Annotated in this window: 28 protein-coding genes; 14 read left to right on the top strand and 14 right to left on the bottom strand. The window is 72.2% G+C overall.

The window, feature by feature from the left end:
* Positions 1-117: 117 nt before the first annotated feature.
* The 5 genes from KRR39_RS01000 to KRR39_RS00980 form a co-directional block, all read right to left on the bottom strand.
* Positions 118-450: a hypothetical protein gene (locus KRR39_RS01000; protein WP_216939974.1), complete on the bottom strand. Its 333-nt coding sequence runs from the start codon at positions 448-450 to the stop codon at positions 118-120.
* Positions 451-475: 25 nt separating this feature from the next.
* Positions 476-850 carry a flagellar export chaperone FliS gene (locus KRR39_RS00995; RefSeq protein ID WP_216939973.1) on the bottom strand — a complete coding sequence of 125 codons (375 nt, stop codon included), beginning with the start codon at positions 848-850 and terminating at the stop codon, positions 476-478.
* 57 nt (positions 851-907) lie between these two features.
* On the bottom strand, positions 908-2,254 hold the full coding sequence (gene fliD, locus KRR39_RS00990) for a flagellar filament capping protein FliD (RefSeq protein WP_216939972.1): 1,347 nt from the start codon (positions 2,252-2,254) through the stop codon (positions 908-910).
* Positions 2,255-2,421: 167 nt separating this feature from the next.
* The gene (locus KRR39_RS00985; protein ID WP_216939971.1) at positions 2,422-3,603 is read right to left on the bottom strand and encodes a flagellin N-terminal helical domain-containing protein; all 1,182 of its coding nucleotides are present in this window, start codon (positions 3,601-3,603) and stop codon (positions 2,422-2,424) included.
* A gap of 116 nt (positions 3,604-3,719) precedes the next feature.
* Positions 3,720-4,487 carry a sigma-70 family RNA polymerase sigma factor gene (locus KRR39_RS00980; RefSeq protein WP_254185421.1) on the bottom strand — a complete coding sequence of 256 codons (768 nt, stop codon included), beginning with the start codon at positions 4,485-4,487 and terminating at the stop codon, positions 3,720-3,722.
* A 409-nt stretch (positions 4,488-4,896) separates the two neighbouring features.
* On the opposite strand from KRR39_RS00980, the gene flgN reads away from it, so the two are divergent.
* The 5 genes from flgN to csrA all read left to right on the top strand — a co-directional run bounded on the left by flgN (position 4,897) and on the right by csrA (position 8,469).
* Positions 4,897-5,376 carry a flagellar export chaperone FlgN gene (gene flgN, locus KRR39_RS00975; protein WP_216939970.1) on the top strand — a complete coding sequence of 160 codons (480 nt, stop codon included), beginning with the start codon at positions 4,897-4,899 and terminating at the stop codon, positions 5,374-5,376.
* 1 nt (position 5,377) lies between these two features.
* Entirely contained in the window at positions 5,378-6,745 is a 1,368-nt protein-coding gene (gene flgK, locus KRR39_RS00970; protein ID WP_216939969.1) for a flagellar hook-associated protein FlgK, read from the top strand.
* The gene (flgL, locus tag KRR39_RS00965) at positions 6,745-7,632 is read left to right on the top strand and encodes a flagellar hook-associated protein FlgL (protein WP_216939968.1); all 888 of its coding nucleotides are present in this window, start codon (positions 6,745-6,747) and stop codon (positions 7,630-7,632) included. Before flgK ends, flgL begins: the two co-directional genes overlap by 1 nt.
* On the top strand, positions 7,629-8,108 hold the full coding sequence (fliW, locus tag KRR39_RS00960; RefSeq protein ID WP_254185420.1) for a flagellar assembly protein FliW: 480 nt from the start codon (positions 7,629-7,631) through the stop codon (positions 8,106-8,108). The genes flgL and fliW overlap by 4 nt, the downstream gene beginning before the upstream one ends.
* A 64-nt stretch (positions 8,109-8,172) precedes the next feature.
* The gene (gene csrA / locus KRR39_RS25450) at positions 8,173-8,469 is read left to right on the top strand and encodes a carbon storage regulator CsrA (protein ID WP_216939967.1); all 297 of its coding nucleotides are present in this window, start codon (positions 8,173-8,175) and stop codon (positions 8,467-8,469) included.
* A 69-nt stretch (positions 8,470-8,538) separates the two neighbouring features.
* On the opposite strand, the gene KRR39_RS00950 is transcribed toward csrA, so the two are convergent.
* Entirely contained in the window at positions 8,539-8,895 is a 357-nt protein-coding gene (locus KRR39_RS00950; RefSeq protein WP_216939966.1) for a hypothetical protein, read from the bottom strand.
* Between the two features lie 218 nt (positions 8,896-9,113).
* On the opposite strand from KRR39_RS00950, the gene KRR39_RS00945 reads away from it, so the two are divergent.
* Positions 9,114-10,868, top strand: a complete 1,755-nt coding sequence (locus KRR39_RS00945; RefSeq protein ID WP_216939965.1) for an FUSC family protein — start codon at positions 9,114-9,116, stop codon at positions 10,866-10,868.
* On the opposite strand, the gene KRR39_RS00940 is transcribed toward KRR39_RS00945, so the two are convergent.
* Positions 10,816-11,262, bottom strand: a complete 447-nt coding sequence (locus KRR39_RS00940) for a hypothetical protein (protein ID WP_216939964.1) — start codon at positions 11,260-11,262, stop codon at positions 10,816-10,818. The genes KRR39_RS00945 and KRR39_RS00940 overlap by 53 nt on opposite strands.
* A gap of 191 nt (positions 11,263-11,453) precedes the next feature.
* Here KRR39_RS00940 and KRR39_RS00935 point away from each other — a divergent pair, with 191 nt between their 5' ends.
* Both KRR39_RS00935 and KRR39_RS00930 read left to right on the top strand, forming a co-directional pair.
* Positions 11,454-12,542 (top strand): GGDEF domain-containing protein, encoded by a 1,089-nt coding sequence (locus KRR39_RS00935; RefSeq protein ID WP_216939963.1) that lies wholly within the window; start codon positions 11,454-11,456, stop codon positions 12,540-12,542.
* Between the two features lie 9 nt (positions 12,543-12,551).
* A complete protein-coding gene (locus KRR39_RS00930) occupies positions 12,552-12,740 on the top strand; it encodes a hypothetical protein (RefSeq protein ID WP_216939962.1) in 189 nt (62 codons plus the stop codon).
* A gap of 12 nt (positions 12,741-12,752) precedes the next feature.
* On the opposite strand, the gene KRR39_RS00925 is transcribed toward KRR39_RS00930, so the two are convergent.
* Positions 12,753-13,205, bottom strand: coding sequence for a DUF1810 domain-containing protein (locus tag KRR39_RS00925; RefSeq protein ID WP_216939961.1), 453 nt, complete (start codon positions 13,203-13,205; stop codon positions 12,753-12,755).
* A 157-nt stretch (positions 13,206-13,362) separates the two neighbouring features.
* Here KRR39_RS00925 and KRR39_RS00920 point away from each other — a divergent pair, with 157 nt between their 5' ends.
* Positions 13,363-13,692 carry a hypothetical protein gene (locus KRR39_RS00920; protein ID WP_216939960.1) on the top strand — a complete coding sequence of 110 codons (330 nt, stop codon included), beginning with the start codon at positions 13,363-13,365 and terminating at the stop codon, positions 13,690-13,692.
* Here KRR39_RS00920 and KRR39_RS00915 read toward each other — a convergent pair.
* Positions 13,661-14,080, bottom strand: a complete 420-nt coding sequence (locus KRR39_RS00915; protein ID WP_216939959.1) for a hypothetical protein — start codon at positions 14,078-14,080, stop codon at positions 13,661-13,663. The two genes, KRR39_RS00920 and KRR39_RS00915, sit on opposite strands and share 32 nt — an antisense overlap.
* 22 nt (positions 14,081-14,102) lie before the next feature.
* Complete coding sequence (locus KRR39_RS00910; RefSeq protein WP_216939958.1) at positions 14,103-14,927, bottom strand: alpha/beta fold hydrolase; 825 nt, start codon at positions 14,925-14,927, stop codon at positions 14,103-14,105.
* A gap of 165 nt (positions 14,928-15,092) precedes the next feature.
* Between KRR39_RS00910 and KRR39_RS00905 the strand changes: the two genes are divergently transcribed.
* The 3 genes from KRR39_RS00905 to KRR39_RS00895 all read left to right on the top strand — a co-directional run bounded on the left by KRR39_RS00905 (position 15,093) and on the right by KRR39_RS00895 (position 16,838).
* A complete protein-coding gene (locus tag KRR39_RS00905; RefSeq protein ID WP_216939957.1) occupies positions 15,093-15,404 on the top strand; it encodes a hypothetical protein in 312 nt (103 codons plus the stop codon).
* 52 nt (positions 15,405-15,456) lie between these two features.
* Positions 15,457-16,281, top strand: coding sequence for a VOC family protein (locus tag KRR39_RS00900; RefSeq protein ID WP_216939956.1), 825 nt, complete (start codon positions 15,457-15,459; stop codon positions 16,279-16,281).
* A gap of 80 nt (positions 16,282-16,361) precedes the next feature.
* The gene (locus KRR39_RS00895) at positions 16,362-16,838 is read left to right on the top strand and encodes a cupin domain-containing protein (RefSeq protein ID WP_216939955.1); all 477 of its coding nucleotides are present in this window, start codon (positions 16,362-16,364) and stop codon (positions 16,836-16,838) included.
* Between the two features lie 15 nt (positions 16,839-16,853).
* Here KRR39_RS00895 and KRR39_RS00890 read toward each other — a convergent pair whose 3' ends face one another.
* From KRR39_RS00890 to KRR39_RS00875, 4 genes are all read right to left on the bottom strand, one after another.
* Complete coding sequence (locus KRR39_RS00890; protein WP_216939954.1) at positions 16,854-18,551, bottom strand: NAD(P)/FAD-dependent oxidoreductase; 1,698 nt, start codon at positions 18,549-18,551, stop codon at positions 16,854-16,856.
* A 70-nt stretch (positions 18,552-18,621) separates the two neighbouring features.
* Entirely contained in the window at positions 18,622-19,233 is a 612-nt protein-coding gene (locus KRR39_RS00885) for a PepSY domain-containing protein (protein WP_216939953.1), read from the bottom strand.
* Positions 19,234-19,332: 99 nt separating this feature from the next.
* Entirely contained in the window at positions 19,333-20,709 is a 1,377-nt protein-coding gene (locus KRR39_RS00880) for a sensor histidine kinase (protein ID WP_216939952.1), read from the bottom strand.
* Complete coding sequence (locus KRR39_RS00875; protein ID WP_216939951.1) at positions 20,702-21,379, bottom strand: response regulator transcription factor; 678 nt, start codon at positions 21,377-21,379, stop codon at positions 20,702-20,704. The genes KRR39_RS00880 and KRR39_RS00875 overlap by 8 nt, the downstream gene beginning before the upstream one ends.
* A 168-nt stretch (positions 21,380-21,547) precedes the next feature.
* Here KRR39_RS00875 and KRR39_RS00870 point away from each other — a divergent pair, with 168 nt between their 5' ends.
* Together KRR39_RS00870 and KRR39_RS00865 are read left to right on the top strand one after the other, a co-directional pair.
* The gene (locus KRR39_RS00870) at positions 21,548-21,679 is read left to right on the top strand and encodes a nuclear transport factor 2 family protein (protein WP_216939950.1); all 132 of its coding nucleotides are present in this window, start codon (positions 21,548-21,550) and stop codon (positions 21,677-21,679) included.
* A 44-nt stretch (positions 21,680-21,723) separates the two neighbouring features.
* Positions 21,724-21,906 (top strand): Cif family virulence factor, encoded by a 183-nt coding sequence (locus KRR39_RS00865; protein ID WP_216939949.1) that lies wholly within the window; start codon positions 21,724-21,726, stop codon positions 21,904-21,906.
* Positions 21,907-22,268: the final 362 nt, after the last annotated feature.

Raw genomic sequence — 22,268 nt, 5'->3', positions numbered from 1 at the left:
CTCTGCAGGTCATGTCGGCAACGGGACAAAGGACCTGAGGAGTTCGCTGATCCTTTAACTACACCGGGTCGTCCGGTTGCGCGTGCGCTCCCGCGCCCCCGCAACCGGACGACCGGGTCAGGCGCGGACGTCGAGGTAGACGGCGGGCTCGGTACGGCGCGAGCCGGCGTAGCTGTTCACCCTGCCCAGCAGCACGACGTCGTCGCGGTTGCCGGTCATCGCGGCGGCCGTCAGCCCCATCAGCTCCTGCTGCCGGGCCAGCAGGCCCTGGGCACGCACGAGCAGGTCGGACGGCAGCGGGGCCGCGAGCTCCGGCGGGGACCAGGGGGTCGCCGAGAGCACCTCGTCGACGTCGCCGCCGGCGAGCAGCCGCGTCGTCTCCTCCAGCGTGAGCTCCAGCTCGTCGAGCGCGGAGACCCAGGCGGTGTGCCAGGTCGGCTGGTCGGTCATGGTCACCTCGGGTCGGAGGGCGAGGTCAGACGAGGGCGGCCAGGGCCGCCTCGCGCCACGCGTCGGCGAGGGGCTCGACGAGGGCGAGGCAGGCCCGGGTCGCGGCGACGTCACGCTGGACGTTCGCCCGCACCATCTCCGAGTGCAGCCAGGAGTAGATCCCGGACAGCCCGGCGGCACCGTCCCAGGCGTCGATCCGGAGCGAGCCCTGTAGCTCCAGGACGATCTCCTGGGCGTGCATCAGCTGGCGGCCGGCACCGAGGAACTCGCCGGCGTCACCGAGCTCGATCGCCCGCTGGAGGTCCAGGACGAGCCGGTCGTAGAGCATGATCAGCAGCCGGGCCGGGCTGGCCGTGCTGGTCATGCCGCCGAGGTAGGTGTCACGTGCGGTGGTGGTCATCGTTCCTCCTTCTCTCCGTGTGTGCGTGCGGGTGTCGTGGTGTGCGTGGATCGAGCGCTAGGAGCTCGACTTCGGCAGCGAGGCGATCTGGCCGGTCAGCCAGGACGCCTGGTCCTGCATCTTGCCGAGCGCGACCTCGAGCGCCGAGAACTGTCGGTTGAGCGAGTCCTGCCGCTGCGTGAGCCGGATGTTCCAGGCATCGATGCCGTCCTGCATGGTGGTCGCCGACGACTGGTGGCCCTTGATGCTGAGGCTGAGGCTGCCGGTGGCGGAGTCGCTGGCCAGCTTCCCGACCGCCTCGAGCCGCGCTGCGAAGCCGGGTACGGCGTCCGTGCCCGTCGCGCCGAGCTTCTGGCTCACACCGGCCGGGTCCGCCGCGTAGGCAGCCGCGAACTTCGCGGTGTCGAGCACGATCTTGCCGCTGCGGTCGGTCTGCAGCCCCAGGCCGGCCATCGAGGTGCCGTCCGCGGTCCGGGTCACCGTGTCGAGGACCTTCGACCGCAGGTCCCGGATCACCGAGTCGCCGGCGAGGGGTCCGGACGTCTTGGTGGTCGGGTCGTAGGCGGTGAGGCCGTCGATGGTGGACAGGATCTCGTTGGCCCCGTCGACCAGGCTCTGCAGGGACGCCTGGACGCCGGCGGAGTCCCGGGCCACGGTCACGTCGACCTGGGTCCCGGCGGAGGTGCCGGGCTTGAGGGTGATGTCCAGGCCCTGCGTGATGCCGGTGAACGTGTTGGTCGAGGAGGTGATCGTGTCCGTGCCGACCAGGATCTCCGCGTCCTTCCCGGAAGTGGTCGTCGCTCCTCCCAGGAGCGACGAGCCGTCCGCGTTGGTCAGCGCGAAGTCGGAGGCGAGCCCGGTGGTCGTCGACGTGAGGCGCAACCGGTAGCTGTTGTCGGCGACCTTCACAGCGACCGCCGAGACACCGGCGTTCTTCGCGTTGATGGCGTTGACGACCCCGGTCAGCGTGCCGTCGGTGGTCTCGATGTCGATCGGGGTCGTGCCGTCGAGCTTGTCGAGCCGGACCGTCGTACCCCCGGTGGTGACCACGTCGGCGGAGCCGGCGGTGGAGTTGAACGCCATCGAGAAGGCACTGGCCGACTTCTGGACCGTGAAGCTCAACGTGCCCGGCACCGCGCTGGCGGAGGCCGTGGCCTGCACCTGGGTGGAGCTGCTGGTCGCCGTGGTCGGGGACCAGGCGGCGGCCGTGGCGAGGTCGTGAGCGCGAGTGGTGAGCGCCGCGAACTTCGCGTTGATGGCCTGGAGGGTGCTGACGGTGGACTTCTCGGCGGTCAGCTTGGACTTGAGGAGGGTCTGCGGGGCCGCCTCGACCTGCATCAGCTGGCTGATGATGGTCGCGGTGTCGAGTCCGCTGACGAGGCCGCTGACGCTTCCGCCTGCCATGGTGACCACTCCTTGCTGCTCGGTGAGGTGACCGGAGGCCCGCCACGGCGATGCCGTGGCGGGCCCGGGTCGTTGCTCCGGTGGAGCTGGATGTGCGCCCGTGACCACCGGGGACCGGTGGCGGTGCTGCGGCCTCCCGCCGCAGCATCGCCCTCAGCCCAGCTTCATCACTGGAGCAGGCGGAGGACGCCCTGCGACGCCTGGTTCGCCTGCGCCAGCATCGCGGTGCCGGCCTGCGACAGGATCTGCGAGCGGGTGAAGTTCACCATCTCGGAGGCCATGTCCGTGTCCCGGATGCGGCTCTCGGACGCGGACAGGTTCTCGACCGCGACGTTGAGGTTGTTGACGGTGTGCTCGAACCGGTTCTGCACCGCACCGAGGTTCGCCCGGGTGGTGGAGACCGTCTGGATCGCCTTGTCGATCGAGGTGATCGCAGCCGACGCGCCGGACTGACCGGTGAAGACCACGTCGGCGTTCGCGATGTCGCTCGTGGAGGCCGACGCCGGGACGCTGCCGGTGAACTTCAGGTCGTTGGTGGACGTGCTCGCCACGACCTTGCCGGCGCCGAAGGCACCGTCGAGGGCCGCGTTGATCTTCGTGACGTTGGCAGCCGCGTTGGTGGCGACGGTCGTGTCGAGCTGGATGCTGGACAGGTCCAGGGTCTTGCCACCCACGGAGATCGAACCGTTGAGCTTGGCACCGGCCACGTTGAGCCCACCAGAGGTGGTCGTGACCGAACCGGCGGTGGTGGAGGTCGGGTCGGCGTGCGTGGCAGCCGCGACCGTGCCGGCGCCCGAAGCAAGCTTCGTGACGTCGACCCCCGCGATGCCGAGGCCGCTTGCGTCCATGCCCTTGTTCGAGCTGCCGATGCCGACCGAGATGGTCTCACCCGCGTTGGCGCCGACCTGGAAGGTGCCGGTGTAGTTGCCGTCGAGCAGCTTCGAGCCGTTGAACGTCGTGGTCTTGGCGATCCGGTCCAGCTCGTCCTTCAGCTGGCCCATCTCCGACTGGATGTTCGACTTGGCGTTGGCGTCGAGGCCACCGTCGTTCGAGCCCTGGACGGCGAGGTCACGCATGCGCTGCAGGATCGAGTGGGTCTCGGTCAGCGCACCTTCAGCGGTCTGCACGACGCTGATGCCGTCCTGGGTGTTGCGGACGGCGACCTTGAGGCCACCGACCTGGGAGCGCAGGCCCTCCGAGATCGCGAGACCGGCGGCGTCGTCCGCGGCCCGGTTGATCCGGAAGCCGCTGGACAGCTTCTCCAGCGACTTGGCCATCTGGCCGTCCGTGACGGACAGGTTGCGGTACGCGTTCATCGCCGCGATGTTCTGGTTGATGCGAAGACTCATGATGTTTCCTCCTTGAAATTGAGTCCGAACGGCCCGTCCATGGGCCGCGATGACTGGAACTTCGGCAAGTGCCGACCCGAACTGAGGGGTTCGGAAGAATTTTTCTGGCGCATGTCTCAGGCGGTGTGCGAGGCGACGTGCGTGTGGGTCAGCCGGGCCGCGAAGCTGCGGTTGCTGGCCACGCTGGCGTAGTACGCCTCCTTGCGGCGTGCGGCGCAGCCCTGCGGCCGGTCGTGACGCTCGGCCAGCTCGGGCTCGAGGGCCGCGTTCATCGCGCCGCGCATCAGCACGATCGCCTCGGCGCGCAGCTGGGAGATCCGGCTCTCGGAGACACCGAGCTCCGCGGCCAGCTCGGCCATCGGCAGGTCGCGGAAGAAGTAGCCCTCCACGACCACGCGCAGCCGCTCGGGCAGGTGCTCGACCGCGTCGTGCAGGTAGGCCACCCGCTCGCGCTGCTCGATCTCGTCGGCGGGGGTGACGGTGTGCGCCGGCAGCAGGTCGTCGATGCCGGTCTCGTCGAAGCCCTGGAGGGAGACGACCGACGCGCGGGCGACGTCCTCACGGTGCGCGGACAGCTCGCTGGTCCCGATGCCCAGGGCGGCGGCCACCTCGTGGTCCTCGGCCGGACGGCCCAGGGTCGCGGCGATGCGGCCGCGGGTGTCGTCGACCTGGCGGGCCCGGCGGCGCACCGAGCGGCTCGCCCAGTCCAGCCCGCGGAGCTCGTCGACGATCGCGCCGCGGATGCGGGTGGAGGCGTGGGTGGAGAACGCGGCGCCCCGGGTCGGGTCGAACGACTGGGCCGCCTGGACCAGCGCCATCATGCCGGCGGAGGTCAGGTCGTCGCGGTTCACGTGACCGGGAACCCGGGACATGGTCTCGCGCACGGCGTGACCGACGAGCGGGAGGTGGCGACGGACCAGGTCGTCGACGTCGACCGCGGCGGGGGCGACCGACGAGGCCGCCGCGGGGGCCTGGGTCGGTGACTGGGGGGGGAGTCAGGTAGGAGCGCACATGAGTAAGGAACCGGTTCTCGCAGGTTCATGACGCGGCTTTTGGGTTGTCTGCCTGTTTTCTGGGGCTTGATAGTCCGTATCGGTCAAAAAGGCTTTACGAGCAGGTAGTCATTCATGACTACTCACACCGTTGGCATTCGGGTGGGGTGCTCTGGACCACTCGGGCCACTCCCCCGAAACCTGGGCCTTCCGGGCCATCCTCTGTACCTTTTTGCTCAGGACGCGGGGGGCACGGCCGATAGGTCCGTCACCTAACACCGGCACCAGGGAGCACCCAGCCATGTCCACGGAAGACCTCTCGTCCATCCTGTGGCGCGAGCGTGACCTCCTGGAGCTTCTGCTGTTCAAGCTCGAGGTGGAGCAGCTCGTGCTCACCAGCGGCCGGACCCACTGGCTCGCCGTCGCTGCCCGCGAGGTGGAGACCGTGCTGCACGAGATCCGCGACGCCGAGCTGATCCGCGCGATCGCCGTCGACACGGTGGCCGCCGAGCTCGGGCTCGAGCCGAACGCCAGCCTGCGGGACATCGCCGGGGCCAGCGAGGAGCCGTGGCGGGCCATCTGGCTCGACCACCGCGAGGCGTTCACCACCGTCGCCACCCAGATCAGCGAGATGTCGCAGAGCAACCGCGTGCTGCTGACCGCCGGCTACCAGGCCGCGCAGGCCACCCTGCTCTCCCTCACCGAGAAGTCCCCGACGTACGGCGCGGACGGCTCGATGGGCTCCGACCGCCGCACCAGCATCGTCGACTGGAGCCTGTGACATGAGCGGCACCTTCTCCTCTCTGTCCGGCGCGCTGTCCGCGCTGCGCTACAACCGGGTCGCGATGGACGTGGCCAGCGGCAACGTCGCCAACGCCGGCACCGCGGGGTACGCCCGCCGGCAGGTCATCGGCCAGGCCACCGGCGCCCCGGCGCTGCCCGCGATCTGGTCCCGCTGGCAGGGTGCCGGCGACGGCGTGGAGCCCAGCTCGGTCTCCCGCATGGTCGACCCGCTGATGGACGCCCGCTCGCGCGCCGAGCACTCCGCCTCCTCCTTCCTCGACACCCGCTCCGCCTCCCTGGTCCGCTTCGAGACCGCGATCGCCGAGCCCGGCGAGGGCGGCGTCGCCGCGGCCCTCGACAACTTCCAGTCCGCCTGGCACGACGTGGCCAACTCCCCCGGCGACAGCGCCGCCGGCACCCAGCTCCTCGCCCGCGCCGAGACGCTGCGCTCCACCATCGCCACCCAGGCCCAGGCCGTCTCCAACGAGTGGGCGGACCAGCGGACCCGGCTGGACGCGCTCGGCAGCGACGTCAACCAGACCGCCGCGCAGCTCGCCGACCTCAACAAGGGCCTGCGCTCGGCGTCGCTGAGCGGCACGGACGCCGGCACGCTGCTCGACCAGCGCGACCAGCTCACCCTCAAGCTCGCCTCCCTGACCGGCGCGGCCGTCACCGTCAACGCGGACACCACCGTCGACGTCAAGGTGGGCGGGCAGGCTTTGGTCACCGGCAACACGGCGTACGCCGTCACGGTGACCGGCTCGGCCGACCTCGCCGGAGCGGCCACCGACCCGGTGGAGTTCTCGGTCAACGGCACCGCGGTCACGCTCCCCGGAGGCGAGGTCGGCGCCGGCCAGCAGCTGCTGAACACCGATCTTCCCGGCTACCTCACCAAGCTCGACTCGTTCGTGGCCACGATGGCGAACGCGGTGAACACCCAGCACGCGCTCGGTGTGGACCGCTCCGGTGCCGCCGGCGGACCGCTGTTCAGCGGGACCACCGCCGCCACCCTGCAGGTCGCCATCACCGACCCGCTCAAGCTCGCGGCGGCGGACCCGGCCAAGGGCGGTCTCGACAACACCAACGCGAACGCGCTCGCCAACCTGGACATGGGCGGCACCGCCTACCGGAACCTGGTCACCGGTTTCGGCGTCACCGTGTCGTCCGCCCGGCAGACGGCGGCGAACCAGTCGGTGCTCACCGCCCAGGTCGACGCCTCCCGCGAGTCGCTGTCCGGGATCAACATCGACGAGGAGATGGTCAACCTGCTCGCCGCCCAGCGTGGCTACGAGGGCGCCTCCCGTGTGCTCACCACCATGGACTCGATGCTCGACACGCTGATCAACCGCACCGGACTGGTCCGCTGATGAGCAGCGCGCGGATCACCCAGCGGCTGATGGTCGAGCGGTCGCTGTCCTCGCTACAGTTGGGGCTCGGCCGCCTCTCCACCGCCCAGGAGAAGCTGTCGACCGGCCGGGTCATCAACCGGCCGTCCGACTCCCCGACCGGCACCAACGACGCCATGAGACTCCGAGCAGACCTCGCTGCCAACGCGCAGTACTCCCGCAACGCCGACGACGGCTCGAGCTGGCTCGGCCAGGCCGACAGCACGATGACCTCGATGCTGGACAGCGTCCGACGTGCCCGTGACCTGATGGTCCAGGGCGCCTCGACCGGCAGCGCCGGCACCGACGCCCGCACGGCGCTGGCCGCGGAGCTGACCCAGATCAGGTCCGGGCTGATCGACGAGGCGAACACCACGCACCTCGGACGCCCCCTGTTCGGTGGCACCACGGTCGGCCCGCAGGCCTACGACGCCAGCGGCGCGTACGTCGGCGACACCAACTCGATCAACCGCACGGTCGGCAAGGGCGTCTCGGTGGCGGTCAACGTCACCGGCCCGGCCGCCTTCTCCTCGGGGACCGACGACCTCTTCACCGTGCTGTCCGACGCCATCGACCAGCTGCAGAACAACCCCTCGGCGGTCTCCGGCACCCTGACCCGTCTCGACGCCGTCAGCGGCTCGATGCGCAACGCGCTCGCCGACATCGGCACCCGCGCCAACCGCATCGACACCGCCACCAGCGCCCTGGCCAGCTCGAAGCTCGACAACACCAAATCGCTCTCCGACGTGGAGAACGTCGACGTCGCCTCGGCGATCGTCGACCTGCAGATGCAGGAAGTCGCCTACCAGGCGGCGCTGGGTGCCACCTCTCGGGTGCTCCAGCCCACGCTGCTGGACTTCCTGCGATGAGCCGACCGGAGAACACCATGCAGCTCGCCCACCCGACCACCGTCGAGACGGCCACCCCGGAGCGGGCCGACTCGTCGACCGCGGGGATCCCGGTCCTCGAGATGGTGCAGCCGCTCGCCGGCTTCCCCGACGACCGTCGTTTCGCGCTCGCGCGCCTCGACGACACGGGCCTGGTCTGCGACCTCCGCTCCCTCGACGACCCCAACCTGAGCTTCGTGGTGGTGCCCCCGGCGTCGTTCTTCGCCGACTACTCCCCCGAGATCGACGAGTCGGTCACCGCCGAGCTCGGCATCGAGGACGAGAGCGACCTGCTGGCGCTGGTGGTGGTCACCCTCGGCGACACGCCCGACTCCGCCACGGCCAACCTGCTGGCCCCGGTGCTGGTCAACCACCGCACCCAGCGAGCCGGCCAGTACCTCCTGGCGGACCTCGATCTGCCCATGCGCGCCCCCCTGTCGTCGGCGTCGACCTCCTAGCCCGCATAGGCTGGGCTCGCGGGGTCGGATCTCCGCCCGCCGTCGACCCGACAGGAGTGACTGCATGCTGGTGCTGAGCCGACGCGTCGGCGAGAGCCTCGTCATCGGGGACGACATCGTCATCACCATCCTCGAGCAGCGCGGCGACATCGTCCGGGTCGGGGTCGACGCCCCCCGGCACATCCAGGTGCGGCGGCAGGAGCTGCTCACCGAGGTGGCCGAGACCAACCGGGCGGCTGCCTCGCCGCGGGCCAACGCCGCCGACCTGGTCGCGCGTCTCGCGGCCCGCAAGGCCGCTCCCCCGGCCGACGCGAACCCTGCCGACGACGGCGCGGGCGACTCGACGCCGCCGGCACCCTAGGCGCGACGCACGCACGCCGAGGGCGGTGCGGGACCAGTGGTCCCGCACCGCCCTCGTGCTGTGCGCGCCTCAGTCGTCGGCGCCGTGCCCACCGTGCCGGCCGTGGTCGTCACCGGACTCGACGTGCGTGCCGTGCCGGCCGTGGTCGTCGCCGGCCTCGACGTGCGAGCCGTGCCGGGCGTGGTGACGGTGGTGGTGACGGGCGTGGTGACGGGCGTGGTGACGGTCGGCACGCCGGTCGTCGCCGGGCTCCGCGTGCCGGGAGTGGTGGTCGCCGCCGGAGGCCACCCGGACCACGCGGTCGTCGTGCGAGCCGTCGGCGGCCGCGGGCTGGGCCAGGGCCGCCGCGGATCCTCCGGCGAGCAGCAGGGCCGTGGTGGCCAGGGCGGCGAGCCGGGTCCGCGGGCGGTTCAGGAGCTGGGTCATCGTCGAGCACCTCACTGTGGGGGGATCTGGATAACTCCTTTATCCACGGGTCGAGGTGCGGTCCACCATCCCACCTTGGTCGTAGGACCTCAGACGAGGCACGTCTCGGTCCCGGGGCGTGCCGGGTTGCCGCCTGCTCACGGTCGCTGCGCTTTCGGAGGAGAAACCGACGTTGCGAGATCGCTTGCTTGTTGACAAGGGCCCGGTGGTCCGGCGTGATGGCCACCACCGCACCGCCGCCGGAGCGGCCCTACGAGGAGACTGCCACCGCGCACGCCATGGAGAAGGCCGCGATCGGGCGGCGCGCCGCCGAGCTCGTGCAGCCCGGCGCGACGGTCGTGCTCGACGTGGGCACCACCACCACCGCGGTGGCCCGGGCGCTGGTGCAGCGCACCGACCTCGAGGGCGTGACCGTGGTGACCAACGGCCTGACCATCGCCACCGAGCTCGAGGCGCCCCTCGCCCGGTTCACGGTGATGCTCACCGGGGGCACGCTGCGCCGGATGCAGCACTCGCTGGTCGACCCGATGGGCGGGCTGGTGCTCGACCGGATCCACGCGGACCTGGCGATCATCGGCTGCAACGGCATCGACCCCGTCGCCGGCATCACCAACGTGAACCTCCCCGAGGTCAGCATGGAAGCAGCGGATGCTCGCCTCGGGCCGGCGCCGGGTGGTGGTCACCGACGGCTCCAAGCTGGGCGTCATCTCGGTGGCGCTGATCTGCCCCGTCGACGACGTCGACCTGGTGATCAGCGGCCCCTCCGCGCCCGCCGAGGTCGTCGAGCAGCTCACCGCGCTCGACCTGGAGCTGGAGCTGGTCGCCGATCCGGCCCCGCCGTCTGGTCCCCCGCCCCGCACCCCGGCCTGAACCGGCTGGAGGACACTGGTCCGGTGAGCGACCACCCCGGACTGACCGCGCAGCTGCTGCACGTGGGCCCGCACCGCGGCGCCCACCGGGTGGCTGCCCGTGCGTCGTTCTCGGTGCTCGTGCCGTTGCTGGTGCTGTGGTCGACCGGTCACCTGGAGCTGGCGATCTACGCCACCTTCGGCGCCTTCACCTCGCTCTACGGCCGCACCCACGTCCGGCTCTCACGGGCCCGGATGCAGGCGACGCTGGCCGTGCTGCTGACCGCGTCGGTCACCCTCGGCACGCTGGTCGGCACCTCGTCGCACCGCAGCTGGCTGGCGGTCCCGGTGGCGGCGCTGGTGGCCGCGGCCGGCTCGCTGCTCTCCGACGCGCAGGACTGGCACCCGCCGGGACCGCTGTTCCTGGTGTTCTCGTTCGCGGCCTGCGCCTCGGTGCCGGCCACCCTCGCCGACGTGCCGGTGGCCGCGGCGGTCGCCGGCGCCTCGGCGCTCTTCGCGCTCGGCGTCGGGGCGGCCGGCGCGGGGTGGCGGCACTGGCGGGGCGGGGCGGCGCCCGCGGCCGGTGCGCCCAGCCGTCCGTCGTACGACGGGGTGGCGCGCCGGCACGTGCTGCGCAACGCCGGCGGCGTGCTGCTGGCCGGCGCGCTGGCGACGTCGCTGGGGATCGGGCACCCCTACTGGGCGATGGTGTCGGCCGCCGTACCCCTGGCGGCGCGGGACCTGGTGCCGCAGGTCGTGCGCGGGGTGCACCGGGTGGCCGGCACGCTGGTGGGGCTCGGGGTGGCCGCGCTGCTGTTCGCGCTGGACCCCACCGGGCTGGTGCTGATCGCGGTGGTCGTCGCGCTGCAGGCCACCGCGGAGCTGCTGGTCGGTCGCAACTACGCCTTCGCGCTGGTGGCGATCACGCCGCTCGCGCTGCTGATGGTGCACCTCGCCGCCCCCGTGCCGAGCAGCGTGCTGCTGCGCGACCGGGGCGTCGAGACGGTGCTGGGGGTCGGGGTCGGCCTGGTGATGGGCTGGTTGACCCGCTCGCCTTCACCGGCGGGTCCGCTCAGCGGCGGCCGCTCCGCGCCCGCACCGGGAGCCAGACGGCGACGCCCATGAGCAGCATCGCCAGCGGGACGTGCACGGCGGTCAGGGTGTCCTTGCCGGCGTCCCGGATCGCGCCGCCGAGGTAGGACTCGAGCACCAGCAGGACGACGAGGACCAGGCTGCCGGCCCACAGGTCCCGGCGGGAGCGGAGCTTCCAGACGGCCCACACGGTGGCGAGCACCGCGAGCAGGATCGCGAGGTCGGCACCGCGCGCGTGCACGTCTATCCAGCTGGCCGCGGCGTCCCGCTTCCCGTCGTGCTCCAGGAACAGGCCGGCCCACAGGCCCTGCGCGAGCACCACCAGTGCCGCCAGCCCCACGAGGCTGCTGAAGACGGCGTACGTCGAGGTGGGGGCCGAGGTGGCCGGGCGGTCGGTGCGGGTGCTGGTGCTGGTGCTGCTGGTCATCGTTCCTCCGAGGAAGGTACGGCGGGGCGCGCGGGGGCACGCAGGGGTCACGGTCCCCGGGTTCCGGTGCGGCCAAACACCCGGGTGGACCAGTGGCAGGAGCGTGGCATCTGGGACAAAACGGACACCGGTTCCGCGTTTCGCCCTACACTCGGGCTGCTGGAGCTGATCGTCGACGGGGGAAGTCGAACATGCCGCAGGACCGCGAGGGGTTCCGGGCGCACGCGCCCGACGGGCGCGTGCCCGAGGACGGCCCGACCGTCTCCGACGACCTGGTGACGATGCTGGACCTGCTCAGTCAGACCCTCGTCGCGGCGCTGGGCTTCGGGGTGGCGGTGATCAACATCGCGCACCCCGACGGCACCTTCGAGGTGGCCTCGGTGGCCGGGGACGAGAACGCCCGGGCGGCGCTGCTGGGCACCGTGGACAGCGCGGAGATGTGGGACCAGATGCTCGCCGCGAGCGAGCCCTGGGGCCGGCTCCGGTTCGCCGACCACCGCAACGAGCTGGCCCGCTCGGACCTCCTGACCTGGATCCCCGACATCGAGCCGCTGGAGACGGAGGACGCCTGGCACCCCGAGGACGCGCTCTTCGCGCCGCTCATCGGCTCCGACGGCACCCGGGTCGGCATCTTGTCGGTGGACCTCCCCGCGGACGGCCGCCGACCCAGCCCGGCGACCTGCCGGGCGCTCGAGGGGTTCGCGGTGTCCACCGCGCTCGCGATCGAGCACGCCACGCTGCGGGCCCGCGCCCAGGAGTCCGAGCAGCTGCTCAGGGAGCAGGCCAGCCGGGACTCGCTGACGGGGGTCGGCAACCGGTCCATGCTCTTCGACCGGCTGCAGCACGCGCTGACCGCGCGGCGTCCGGTGCTGGCCCTGGCGTTCATCGACCTCGACGGCTTCAAGGTGGTCAACGACCGGTTCTCCCACAGCGTCGGCGACGAGGTGCTCGCCACCGTCGCCCAGCGGATCCGCGCGGTGGTCCGCCCGCACGACACCGTCGTCCGGTGGGGCGGTGACGAGTTCCTGGTGCTGTTCGAGGAGCTCGACCGCACCGAGGACGTGACCCCCGCGGTCGAGCGGATCATGGCGGCGGTCGCCGAGCCGGTCCGGCACGGGGAGCTGGACATCGGGGTCACCGCGAGCGTGGGCGTGGCCTTCCAGCACCCCGAGGACGACTTCGACGCCGACGAACTGGTGCGCCGCGCGGACGTCGCGATGTACTCGGTGAAGAACGCCGGACGGGACGGGTTCGCGGTCTACGACCCGGTCGGGGGCTAGCGTGGAGGGATGAGCGACGTGACGGACGAGCAGACCTGGCCCACCCACTGCGAGACGTGCGGGACCGAGCTGGCCCACGGCACCATCGACTTCGACGAGTCCAACGAGAACCGCGCCGAGCTGAACCCCGGCGAGATGGTGGCGGTCGACTACTGCCCGAACCCCGACTGCCCGGCCAAGCGCGTCGAGCAGCCCTGACGGCGCCCGGCGCTACAGCCGGCGCAGCGTCTCCTCGTCCCGCTGCCCGTCGAAGTACCGGTCCAGCACCTCGGTGAACACCGGCTCCTGGTCGACGTACCCGAAGAGCGTCATGGACGAGCGCAGCTTGGCGGCGTCCACCGGCCCGAGCACCTCGACGGCGTCGCGGCCCGGCAGCTCCGTCATCGCCCGGGCGCACTCGCGCAGCCGGGGGCCGAGCACCGGGTGGGCGAGGTAGGCCCGCGCCTCGTCGGCGCCGCTGAGCTCGAAGTGCTTCGCGACGGCGCTGCGCCCGAGCCCGCTGACCTGCGGGAACACGAACCACATCCAGTGGCTGCGCTTGCGTCCGCGGCGCAGCTCGCCGAGCGCGGTGGCGTACGTGTCGTCGGTGTCCTGCGCCGTCACGAACCGGTGCAGGTCGAACGGGTCCTGCTCAGCGGGGTCCCGGTCGTGCGCGTCGTCCATGCCGCCCATCCTGCCCCGCCCTCCCCCGCCCCGCACCGACAACGGTGACGACGTGACCCAGGGATCACTCTTCGCGATCCGAGGGGACTATTCCCCCGACCCGGGGACGCGCGCAGGCTGGTGGGAACAGGACCTGTCACGTCGTTGGAGGCAACCCATGAATGTCACCGAAGTCCTGAGCACGGCCCGGGACTCGATCACGGTCAAGCGCGTGTTCGGCGATCCCTACGAGCAGAACGGACTCACCGTCATCCCGGCCGCCGTCGTCGGTGGAGGCGGGGGCGGCGGCACCGGTCACGACGAGAAGGGCCAGGAGGGAGAGGGCGGTGGCTTCGGGGTGACCGGCCGCCCGGCCGGGGCGTTCGTGATCAACAACGGCCAGGTCAGCTGGCGCCCGGCGGTCGACCCGAACCGGATCATCACCGTGGCCGGCGTGGTCCTCGCCGTCTTCCTCCTCAGCGTGCGCCGCCGGCGGGTCCGCGGCTGACCCGGCCCGCCGGGAGGGTGCGTCGTACGACGCGCACCAGGCGCGTCGGCGGGGGCGACCAGGGGTCGCAGTCGTGCGGGTCCCACGCGTAGCTCGGCGTGCTTCCGCAGACGAGGTCGGCGAGCTCGGGGACCCGCAGCTCGGTCGCCGCCCAGGCGTAGGGCTCGACGCTGGCCGACGACCCCGGCCCCGGGTGGCCGAGGAGGCCCAGCCGCGCCTCGCAGGTGTCGCGCAGCAGCCGTTCGCTCACCGCCCGCCACCACGGGCTGCCCGGACGCTCGTGGTCGTGGGGGTTCATCAGCCCGCGCCGCACCTGCCAGTCCACGAACGCCAGGGCGGCGCGGGGGTAGGCCCGGTGCGGCGACCCGGTGCCGCCGGCCGGCGACATCGTCGGGGCCGGACCGCCGACGTCAGGACTCGATGAACGCGAGCAGGTCCCGGTTGATCACGTCGGCGTGCGTGGTGCACATGCCGTGCGGGTAGCCCGGGTACACCTTGAGCGTGCCGTCCTTGAGCAGCGTGATCGACAGCTCGGCCGAGTCCGCGATGGGCACCACCTGGTCGTCGTCGCCGTGCATCACCAGGGTCGGCACCTGGATCATCTGCAGGTCCTCGGTGAAGTCCGTCTCCGAGAACGCCTTGATGCCCTCGTAGTGCGCCTTGGCGCCGCCCATCATCCCCTGCCGCCACCAGTTCCGGATGACGCCCTGCGAGACCTCGGCGCCCGGACGGTTGTAGCCGTAGAACGGCCCCGAGGCGACGTCGAGGAAGAACTGCGCGCGGTGGAAGCCGGTGCCCTCGCGGAAGCTGTCGAACACCTCGAGGGGGAGCCCGCCCGGGTTGTCCGCGGACTGCAGCATCACCGGCGGGACCGCGCTGATGAGCACCGCCTTGGCCACCCGGCCGTTGCCGTGGCGGGCCACGTAGCGGGTGACCTCACCGCCTCCGGTGGAGTGCCCGACGTGCACGACGTCGCGCAGGTCGAGGTGCTCGACCACGGCCCGGGCATCGGCCGCGTAGGTGTCCATGTCGTGCCCGTCCGACGTCTGGGTGGAGCGGCCGTGGCCGCGCCGGTCGTGGGCCACCACCCGGTAACCGCGCAGGGCGAAGAACATCATCTGCGCGTCCCAGTCGTCGGAGCTCAGCGGCCACCCGTGGTGGAACATGATCGGCTGACCGCTCCCCCAGTCCTTGTAGTAGATCTCCGTCCCGTCCCCGGTCGTCACGAACGCCATGGCGTCAACCCTCCATTCGAAGCGGATGTCCCGTGCAGGCCCGAGCCTGACCCGTCTCGATTTTCCACGAGCGGGCACCTCGGGTACAGGGCGGACTGAACCGCCCGGCGCCGCCGGCCGGCCCGGGGGTAGGCTCCGCGTCCCCGGACACGACAGAGGTGCGACATGACGGCGAGCCGATCCGCTCGTGAGAAGAAGGCCGCCTCGGAGGCCGGCTCGCTGGCCCGGGTGAAGATCGACGTCGACGCCAACGACCGGTTCGTCTACAAGATCAGCTGCTCGCAGTGCGTCGCCCGCGGCCACCTCAAGTGGTCCGCCTACCGCCCCGGCGGCGACAACGGCTTCATGGCGGCCATGGACCGCTGGGTCTTCCACCTCACCGAGAAGCACCCGGGCACCGACGCGCCGTGCCTGGCCTTCCTGCCCGACGCCCAGCAGCGCCTGCACCAGCGGCGCGAGGAGCAGGGCGCCGGCTGACCGCCGGTCCGGCACTCGACGGCCGGCCGCGACGGCTGGCACGGTGGTGGGCATGCCCGAGGCCCGCACCTTCCCGCACGGCGTCCCCTCCTGGGTCGACGTCGACCTGCCCGACGTGGACGCCGGCACCGCGTTCTACGCCGCCCTGTTCGGCTGGACGTTCGCCGACGCGACCCCGCCGGACGCCCCGTTCCGCTACGTGATCGCCCAGCTCGACGGCCGGGACGTCGCGGCGGTGGCCGGGCCGTCGAGCGGTCCCGCCCGGTGGAGCACGTACGTCGCGGTCGACGACGCCGACGACACGGCAGCCCGGCTCGTCGCGGCCGGGGGGACGCTGGTCTCCGGCCCGCTGGACGCGGGTCCCGGTGGACGCACCGCGACCGTGCTCGACCCCGAGGGTGCCGAGCTCCGGCTCTGGCAGGCCCGCCGGCGACTCGGGGTGCAGGTCGTCAACCAGCCCGGCGCCTGGAACTTCAGCAACCTGCGCACCGCCGACCTCCCGGCGGCGTGTGACTTCTACGGCCCGGTGCTGGGCTGGGCCTACGGCGCCTCCGGGTTCGCGACCTCGGTCTCGGTGCCGGGCTACGGCGACCACCTCGAGGCCACCGTGGACCCCGGCATCCGGACCCGCCAGGCGCACGCCCCCGAGGGCTTCGCGGACGTGGTCGCGGCCTTCGAGCCGCTCGCCGACGGCGAGAGGCCGCACTGGCAGGTGGTCTTCGCCGTCGCCGACCGGGACGCCTCGGCCGCCACCGTGGAGACGCTCGGCGGGGTGGTCGTCTCGACCGCGGAGGACCGGTGGGTGCGCCGGGCCGTGGTCCGGGACCCGCAGGGCGCCGAGCTCGTCCTCAGCCAGTTCGCGCCCCAGGACTGGTGACCCGGCGCGTCTGGCGACGCCCGGAAGGTGGGCGGTCTGCGAGAGTGGACGCGACCCCTCTTCGGCGACTGGAGCGCACCATGACGATCAAGGACATCGGCCCGGAGCCGCAGAGCTTCGACCTCGAGCAGGCGACGCTCGAGAACACCACCTACCGCACGGTCGCCTGGTCCGGGAAGCACCTCCAGCTGACGCTGATGTCGATCCCGGTGGGCGGCGACATCGGCCTCGAGGCACACCCCGGGACCGACCAGTTCCTGCGGCTCGACGCCGGCCGCGGCCGCGTGCAGATGGGCAGCGCGAAGGACCACCTCGACTTCGACCGCGAGGTGGAGGACGGCTGGGCGATCTTCGTGCCCGCCGGTACCTGGCACAACGTCACCAACATCGGCGACGAACCACTGCAGCTGTACGCCGTCTACGCACCGGTCCACCACGCGGCGGGCAAGGTGCAGGCCACGGCCGAGGCCGCGGAGCGCGACGAGGAGTCCGGCGACGACGAGCCGCCCCCCTGGTCGGTGCAGCCCGTCCGGCCGCCGTCGGACCAGCACGCCTGAGCGGCCGGCCCCGGGTCAGCCCTGCGCGGTGAGCAGGCGGTGCACGAGCCGGATCGCGATCGACCCCTCCCCCACGGCGGACGCCACGCGTCGTACGGAACCGTGCCGGACGTCCCCGACCGCGAGCACCCCGGGGAGGCTGGTCTCCAGCGGCAGCGGCGGGCGGCCGAGCGACCCGAACGCACCGGCGCCCAGGTCCGACCCGGTCATCACGAAGCCCGAAGGGTCCCGCTCGATCGTCGGCGGCAGCCAGTCCGTGTGCGGCACCGCCCCGATCATCAGGAACAGCGCGTCGGCGTCGACCTTCTCCTCGCCGCCGCCGGCGCGGTCCCGCAGCACGAGGTACTCCAGCCAGGTGCCGCCGCCGCCGTCGACGACCTCGGTCCCCGTGCGTACGTCGATGTGCGGGGTCGCCTCGATCTGGCGCACCAGGTAGTGCGACATGCCGGACTCGAGGGAACCGGCGCGGACCACGAGCGTGACCCGGCGCGCGAACCGTGCGAGGTGCAGGGCGGCCTGTCCCGCCGAGTTCGCCCCGCCGACGACGTAGACGTCCTCGCCCGACACGCTCGTCGCCTCGGACGCCGCGGCGCCGTAGAAGACACCCGCGCCCTGCAGGTCCTCCAGGGAGCCGATGCCGAGCCGACGGTAGGTCGCGCCCATCGCCAGCACGACCGACCGGCCCACCACCACCCCGCCGTTCTGCAGCGTGACCACGACGCCGCCGTCCCGGTCCAGCTCCAGGCCGGTGACGCGCTGCATGAAGGCGAAGCGGGCACCGAAGACCCAGGCCTGCTCGAACGCCCGGCGGGCCAGCTCGCCGCCGCTGACGCCGCGAGGGAACCCCAGGTAGTTGCGGATCGAGGAGCTCGCCGTGGCCTGCCCGCCGACGCCGCCCGAGTCGATCACCAGCGTGTGCAGACCCTCCGAGGCGCCGTACACGCCCGCGGAGAGGCCGGCGGGCCCGCCGCCGACGATCACCAGGTCGTACTCCTGCCGGTCCGGCTCGACCGTGGTCCCAGAGGCCTTCGCGATCTCCGCGTCGCTCGGGTCCTCCAGGATGTTCCCGTCCGGCCAGACGATCAGCGGGAAGCTCCTCCGTCCCGCGCCGGCGAGGAGGACCCGCGCCTCGTCCGAGTCGGCCAGGTGGAACCGGTGCGGCAGCGCGCAGCGCTCGAGCACGGACCGCAGCTCGTACGCCCGGCCCGACCAGCTCTGCCCGATCACGTTCGCCGTGTGCGGGGCGCGCTGCCGCGACTCGGCCCAGGTCAGCAGGAAGCTCGACACGGCCTGGTGGAACTGCTCGTCCGGGGGCTGCGAGGGCACCAGCAGGTAGTGGTCCATGCGGCCCCGGGAGATCGCCTCGAAGATCGCGTCCCCGGTCCGGGAGTCTCCCAGCCGGCCCCACTCGACCAGCAGGGCCCGCAGCGCCTGCGGGAACGTGCGTCGTACCTCCGCCAGCAGCGCCGTCCCGGACGCGTCCGCGAGCTCCTCCCCGGCGAGCACCAGGGCGACCTGCTGGCCGGTCCCGGCGAGCTCCTCCAGCAGGGCGAGGGTCGCCTCGCGCGACCTCAGGCAGACGACGCGGTAGTCGGAGCGGTAGCGGTTGTGCAGCTCGCGCTCGACCTGGCTCAGCACGTCGGGCTGCGCGACGGCGATCAGCACGGGGCGGGTCGGGGCGCCGCTGCGGTGTGTCGGGTCGGTGTCACCCACACCATCGGAGCGTAGGTGGGCCGGCGCGGCCCCACCAGACACACCTGGACCAGTGGCCGTACCGCTGGGGTCAGTCGTCGGCGGTCGTGCGGACCACCGTGAAGCCGGAGTCCAGCACCAGCTCCCACTTCTTGTTCGCGGTGTCGCGCACCTCGACCTCGTAGGCCTCGCCGGGGTCGTCACCGGCCTCCACCTCGAGGACCGTGCCGCCCTTGACCGAGGCCAGCGCCGCCCTCTCGGCGGACGAGCGCTGCGCCGCGCTCACCGCCCGGTCGCCGGCGTCGGGGCCCTCGTGGCCGTCGTCCCCGTGCTCGCCGGCCTCGTCACCGTGCTCGTCGGCCTCGTCACCGTGCTCGTCGGCCCCGTCACCGTGGTCGCCGTCGTGCTGGTCGACGTGCCGGCTGACCACGTGGAGGTTCGTGTCCAGGGAGACGTCCACCTCGCTGCCGTCGGCCCGCCGCACCTCGACCTCGTAGGCCTCCCCCCGGTCGTCACCGGACTCGACGTCGACCGCCGTGCCCCCGACGGCCCGGGTGGCCGCAGCGGCGACCCGGTCACGCTGGCCGCCGCCGAGGTCGGCGCGCGCCGCGGAGGCCCATGCGACGCCGCCGGCCCCGAGGGCTGCGACGGCGGCCAGGGAAGGAAGGACGATGCGCTTGCTGCGGAGCTGGGTGGCGTTCATCGGGGACGGCCTTTCTCGGCTCTCAGGGGGTGGATCGGTCGTGCACCCAGCGTGCGTCACGCTCGCTGAATCTCCGCTGAACCCGTCCGGAGCCGGTTCTCAGGCCGGGCGCTCGGCCCCGTGGCCGTTCCCGGGACCGGGCAGGCGTACGACGAACCGGGCACCGCCGAGGTCCGAGGACGACACCACGACCGTGCCGCCGTGGGCGGCGACGATCTCCTTGACGATCGCCAGGCCCAGCCCGCTCCCGCCCGCGTCACGGGCGCGCGCCTCGTCGAGCCGGACGAACCGCTCGAAGACGCGGTGGCGCTGCGGCTCGGGGACTCCTGGACCGTCGTCCTCGACGACGACCTCGACACCGTCGGCGTCCTCACCCACCTGGACGGACAGGGCCGTCCCGGCATGGCGGGCCGCGTTGTCGACGAGGTTCCGCACCACCTGGGCCAGCGCGGTCTGGTCACCGCGCACCCGCCCCGGCCCCACGCCGGTGGTGTCGACGTCGAGCCCGGAGCGCGCGACCCGTCGGGCCTCGGCGAGCGCCAGGTCGTCGAGGTCGACGTCGCGGGGCGCGCGGCCGACCGCGCCCTCGTCGGCCCGGGTGAGCAGCAGCAGCTGCTCCACGAGCCGCTGCATGCGCCCCGACTCCTCGAGCACCGCGTCCACCAGCTCCCTCTCGGGCAGGGCACCCGGGTGGGCCCGGGCGACCTCGGCCGTCTGGCGGATGCTGGCGAGCGGCGAGCGCAGCTCGTGGGAGGCGTCGGCGACGAACTGCTGCTGGCGGGCGCGGGCGTTCTCGAGGCGTCCCAGCATCGCGTTCATGGTCTGCGCGAGCCGACGGATCTCGTCGCGCGCGCCCGGTTCGGGCACCCGCCGGTCCAGCCGGTCACCGCTGACCTGCTCGACCTCGCGCCGGATGCGTTCGACGGGAGCGAGGGCCCGTGCGGTCGCCAGCCAGGTCGTGCCACCCACGAGCAGCAGGACCAGGGGCACCCCGACCAGCAACGGCGTGACCAGCGCCGCGGTCGAGTCGTCGACCTCCTCCAGGGAGACCGCGACCGCCACGGTGTACTCCTGGCCGCCGGAGCTGGCGTCGTCGGTCGCCACCACATAGGGGTGGTCGGCACCCGCCAGCCTCACCGAGTCCTCGTCGTCGGAGGGCAGCGGCTCACGGAGCGGCTGCGAGGAGCGCACGACGGTGCCGTCCGGCCCGGTCACCTGCCAGACCAGCTCGTCCGGCTCGTCGGGATCCTCGGCGGGGTCGGACGGCTCGGCCGGCGGGAGCCCCGTGTGCTCGATCTCCGCGACCAGGGCCGAGGCCCGCTGCTCGGCGCTCACCTCCGCGCCGGTGTGCAGCGACCCCCGGACCAGGGCGACGAGGGCGACGGCACCGACGAGGAGGGTGATCGCCACCACGAGCACCGCCACGGCCGTCGTGCGGACCCGCACGGACGCGCGCCCCAGCCGTCCCTCAGCCACCGTCGGCCCTCAGTCGGTAGCCGGCGCCCCGCAGCGTCTGGATGGCCGCGCGCCCGAAGGGACGGTCGATCTTGTTGCGGAGGTGCCCGACGTAGACCTCGACGATGTTCGAGTCGCCCTCGAAGTCGTGGTCCCAGACCGCGTCCAGGATCTGCCGCTTCGACAGCACGTCCCCGCGGTGCCGCACCAGCACGGCCAGCATCGAGAACTCCCGGGTCGTGAGCTCGAGCTCGGTGTCGCCGCGCCAGGCCCGACGGGCGGCCGGGTCCAGCCGCAGGTCGCCCGCCTCGAGCTGGGTGGGACGCTCGCGGGCGCCGCGCCGGGCGACCGCGCGCAGCCGGGCCACGAGCACTGGGAACGAGAACGGCTTGGTCAGGTAGTCGTCCGCGCCGGTGTCGAGGCCCTCCACCTGGTCCCACTCGCCGTCCTTGGCTGTGAGCATCAGGATCGGGGTCCAGTCCTTCTCCGCGCGAAGCGCCTCGCAGACCTTGTAGCCGTTGATTCCCGGCAGCATCAGGTCGAGCACGATCGCGTCGTACTCGTTCTCCCGCGCCAACCAGAGCCCGTCGGTGCCGTCGTGGGCCAGGTCGACCGCGAAGCCCTCCGCCTCGAGGCCCACCTTCAACGACCGGGCGAGGCGCAGCTCGTCGTCGACGACGAGTACGCGCATGGATGCCTCCGGGCAGTCGGGAGCAGCATTCTCGCGCACCCCGACTGAAACCCGGCTGAATCAGCGGTGAAGCGGGACCTGCCCACCTTGACGCCTCCAGAAGCCCGGAGCAGCCTGAACGCAAGGACGGAGAGGAGCACGCACAAGGCCAGGAGCGACGCAGACCTGTTGAACGCCACGATGGTGGAGGGCCTGGCCAAGGGCGATGTGGCCATGGTTGCGTCGGTCTACGCGCCGGACGCCCGCCTGTTGCCGCCGGGAACGGATGTCCAGACCGCCGGAGACATCCAGCGGTACTAGCAGGGGCGGTCGAGGCCGGTCTGCGGCACGGGCACATCGAGACAGTGCACTACGAGCAGCACGACGGGCTGGCGGTCGAGGAAGGACGCTGGGAGCTTCGCGCTTCCGCCGACGCACCGCTCGCGGACGCAGGGAAGTTCCTGATCGTCCACAAACGGCAGACCGACGGAAGCTGGAAGTACGCCTTCGACATGTTCAACTCGAGCCTCGCTGCGACGAAGGAGTAGCCGTCGTCAGCGCGGACGTGCTTCCGTTCCGGCTGCGTGAGCACCGGTCCTTCTGCACGTTGAAGCGGTACGCGGTCTCCGTGTTGAGTGTTGTCGGCTCCGATGAACAACCAGCTCGGACCCGCGGTATCACGACACCGACCTGATGGTTGTCGTTGATCGCTGACCCTCCTAGTGCCACCACCGAGAGGACGCCCCGCACCTGTCGACAACACCCTGGTTGCAGGGCGCAAAAATGCAGTTCGCGTTACCCAGGCAGCCCATGAACGACAGCACCGCTCCGACCGTAAGTCACTCCGCGAGAGCCGCGAATCCGTGCCTGAGGGGGTTGCGGACGCCGCCGTCCCGCTTGCCAGGCTGGT

The organism is Nocardioides panacis (genome assembly GCF_019039255.1).
GTDB classification, from domain to species: domain Bacteria; phylum Actinomycetota; class Actinomycetes; order Propionibacteriales; family Nocardioidaceae; genus Nocardioides_B; species Nocardioides_B panacis.
Note: the sequence above shows the minus strand (reverse complement) of the source record. Positions and strands in the feature narration are given on the sequence as shown.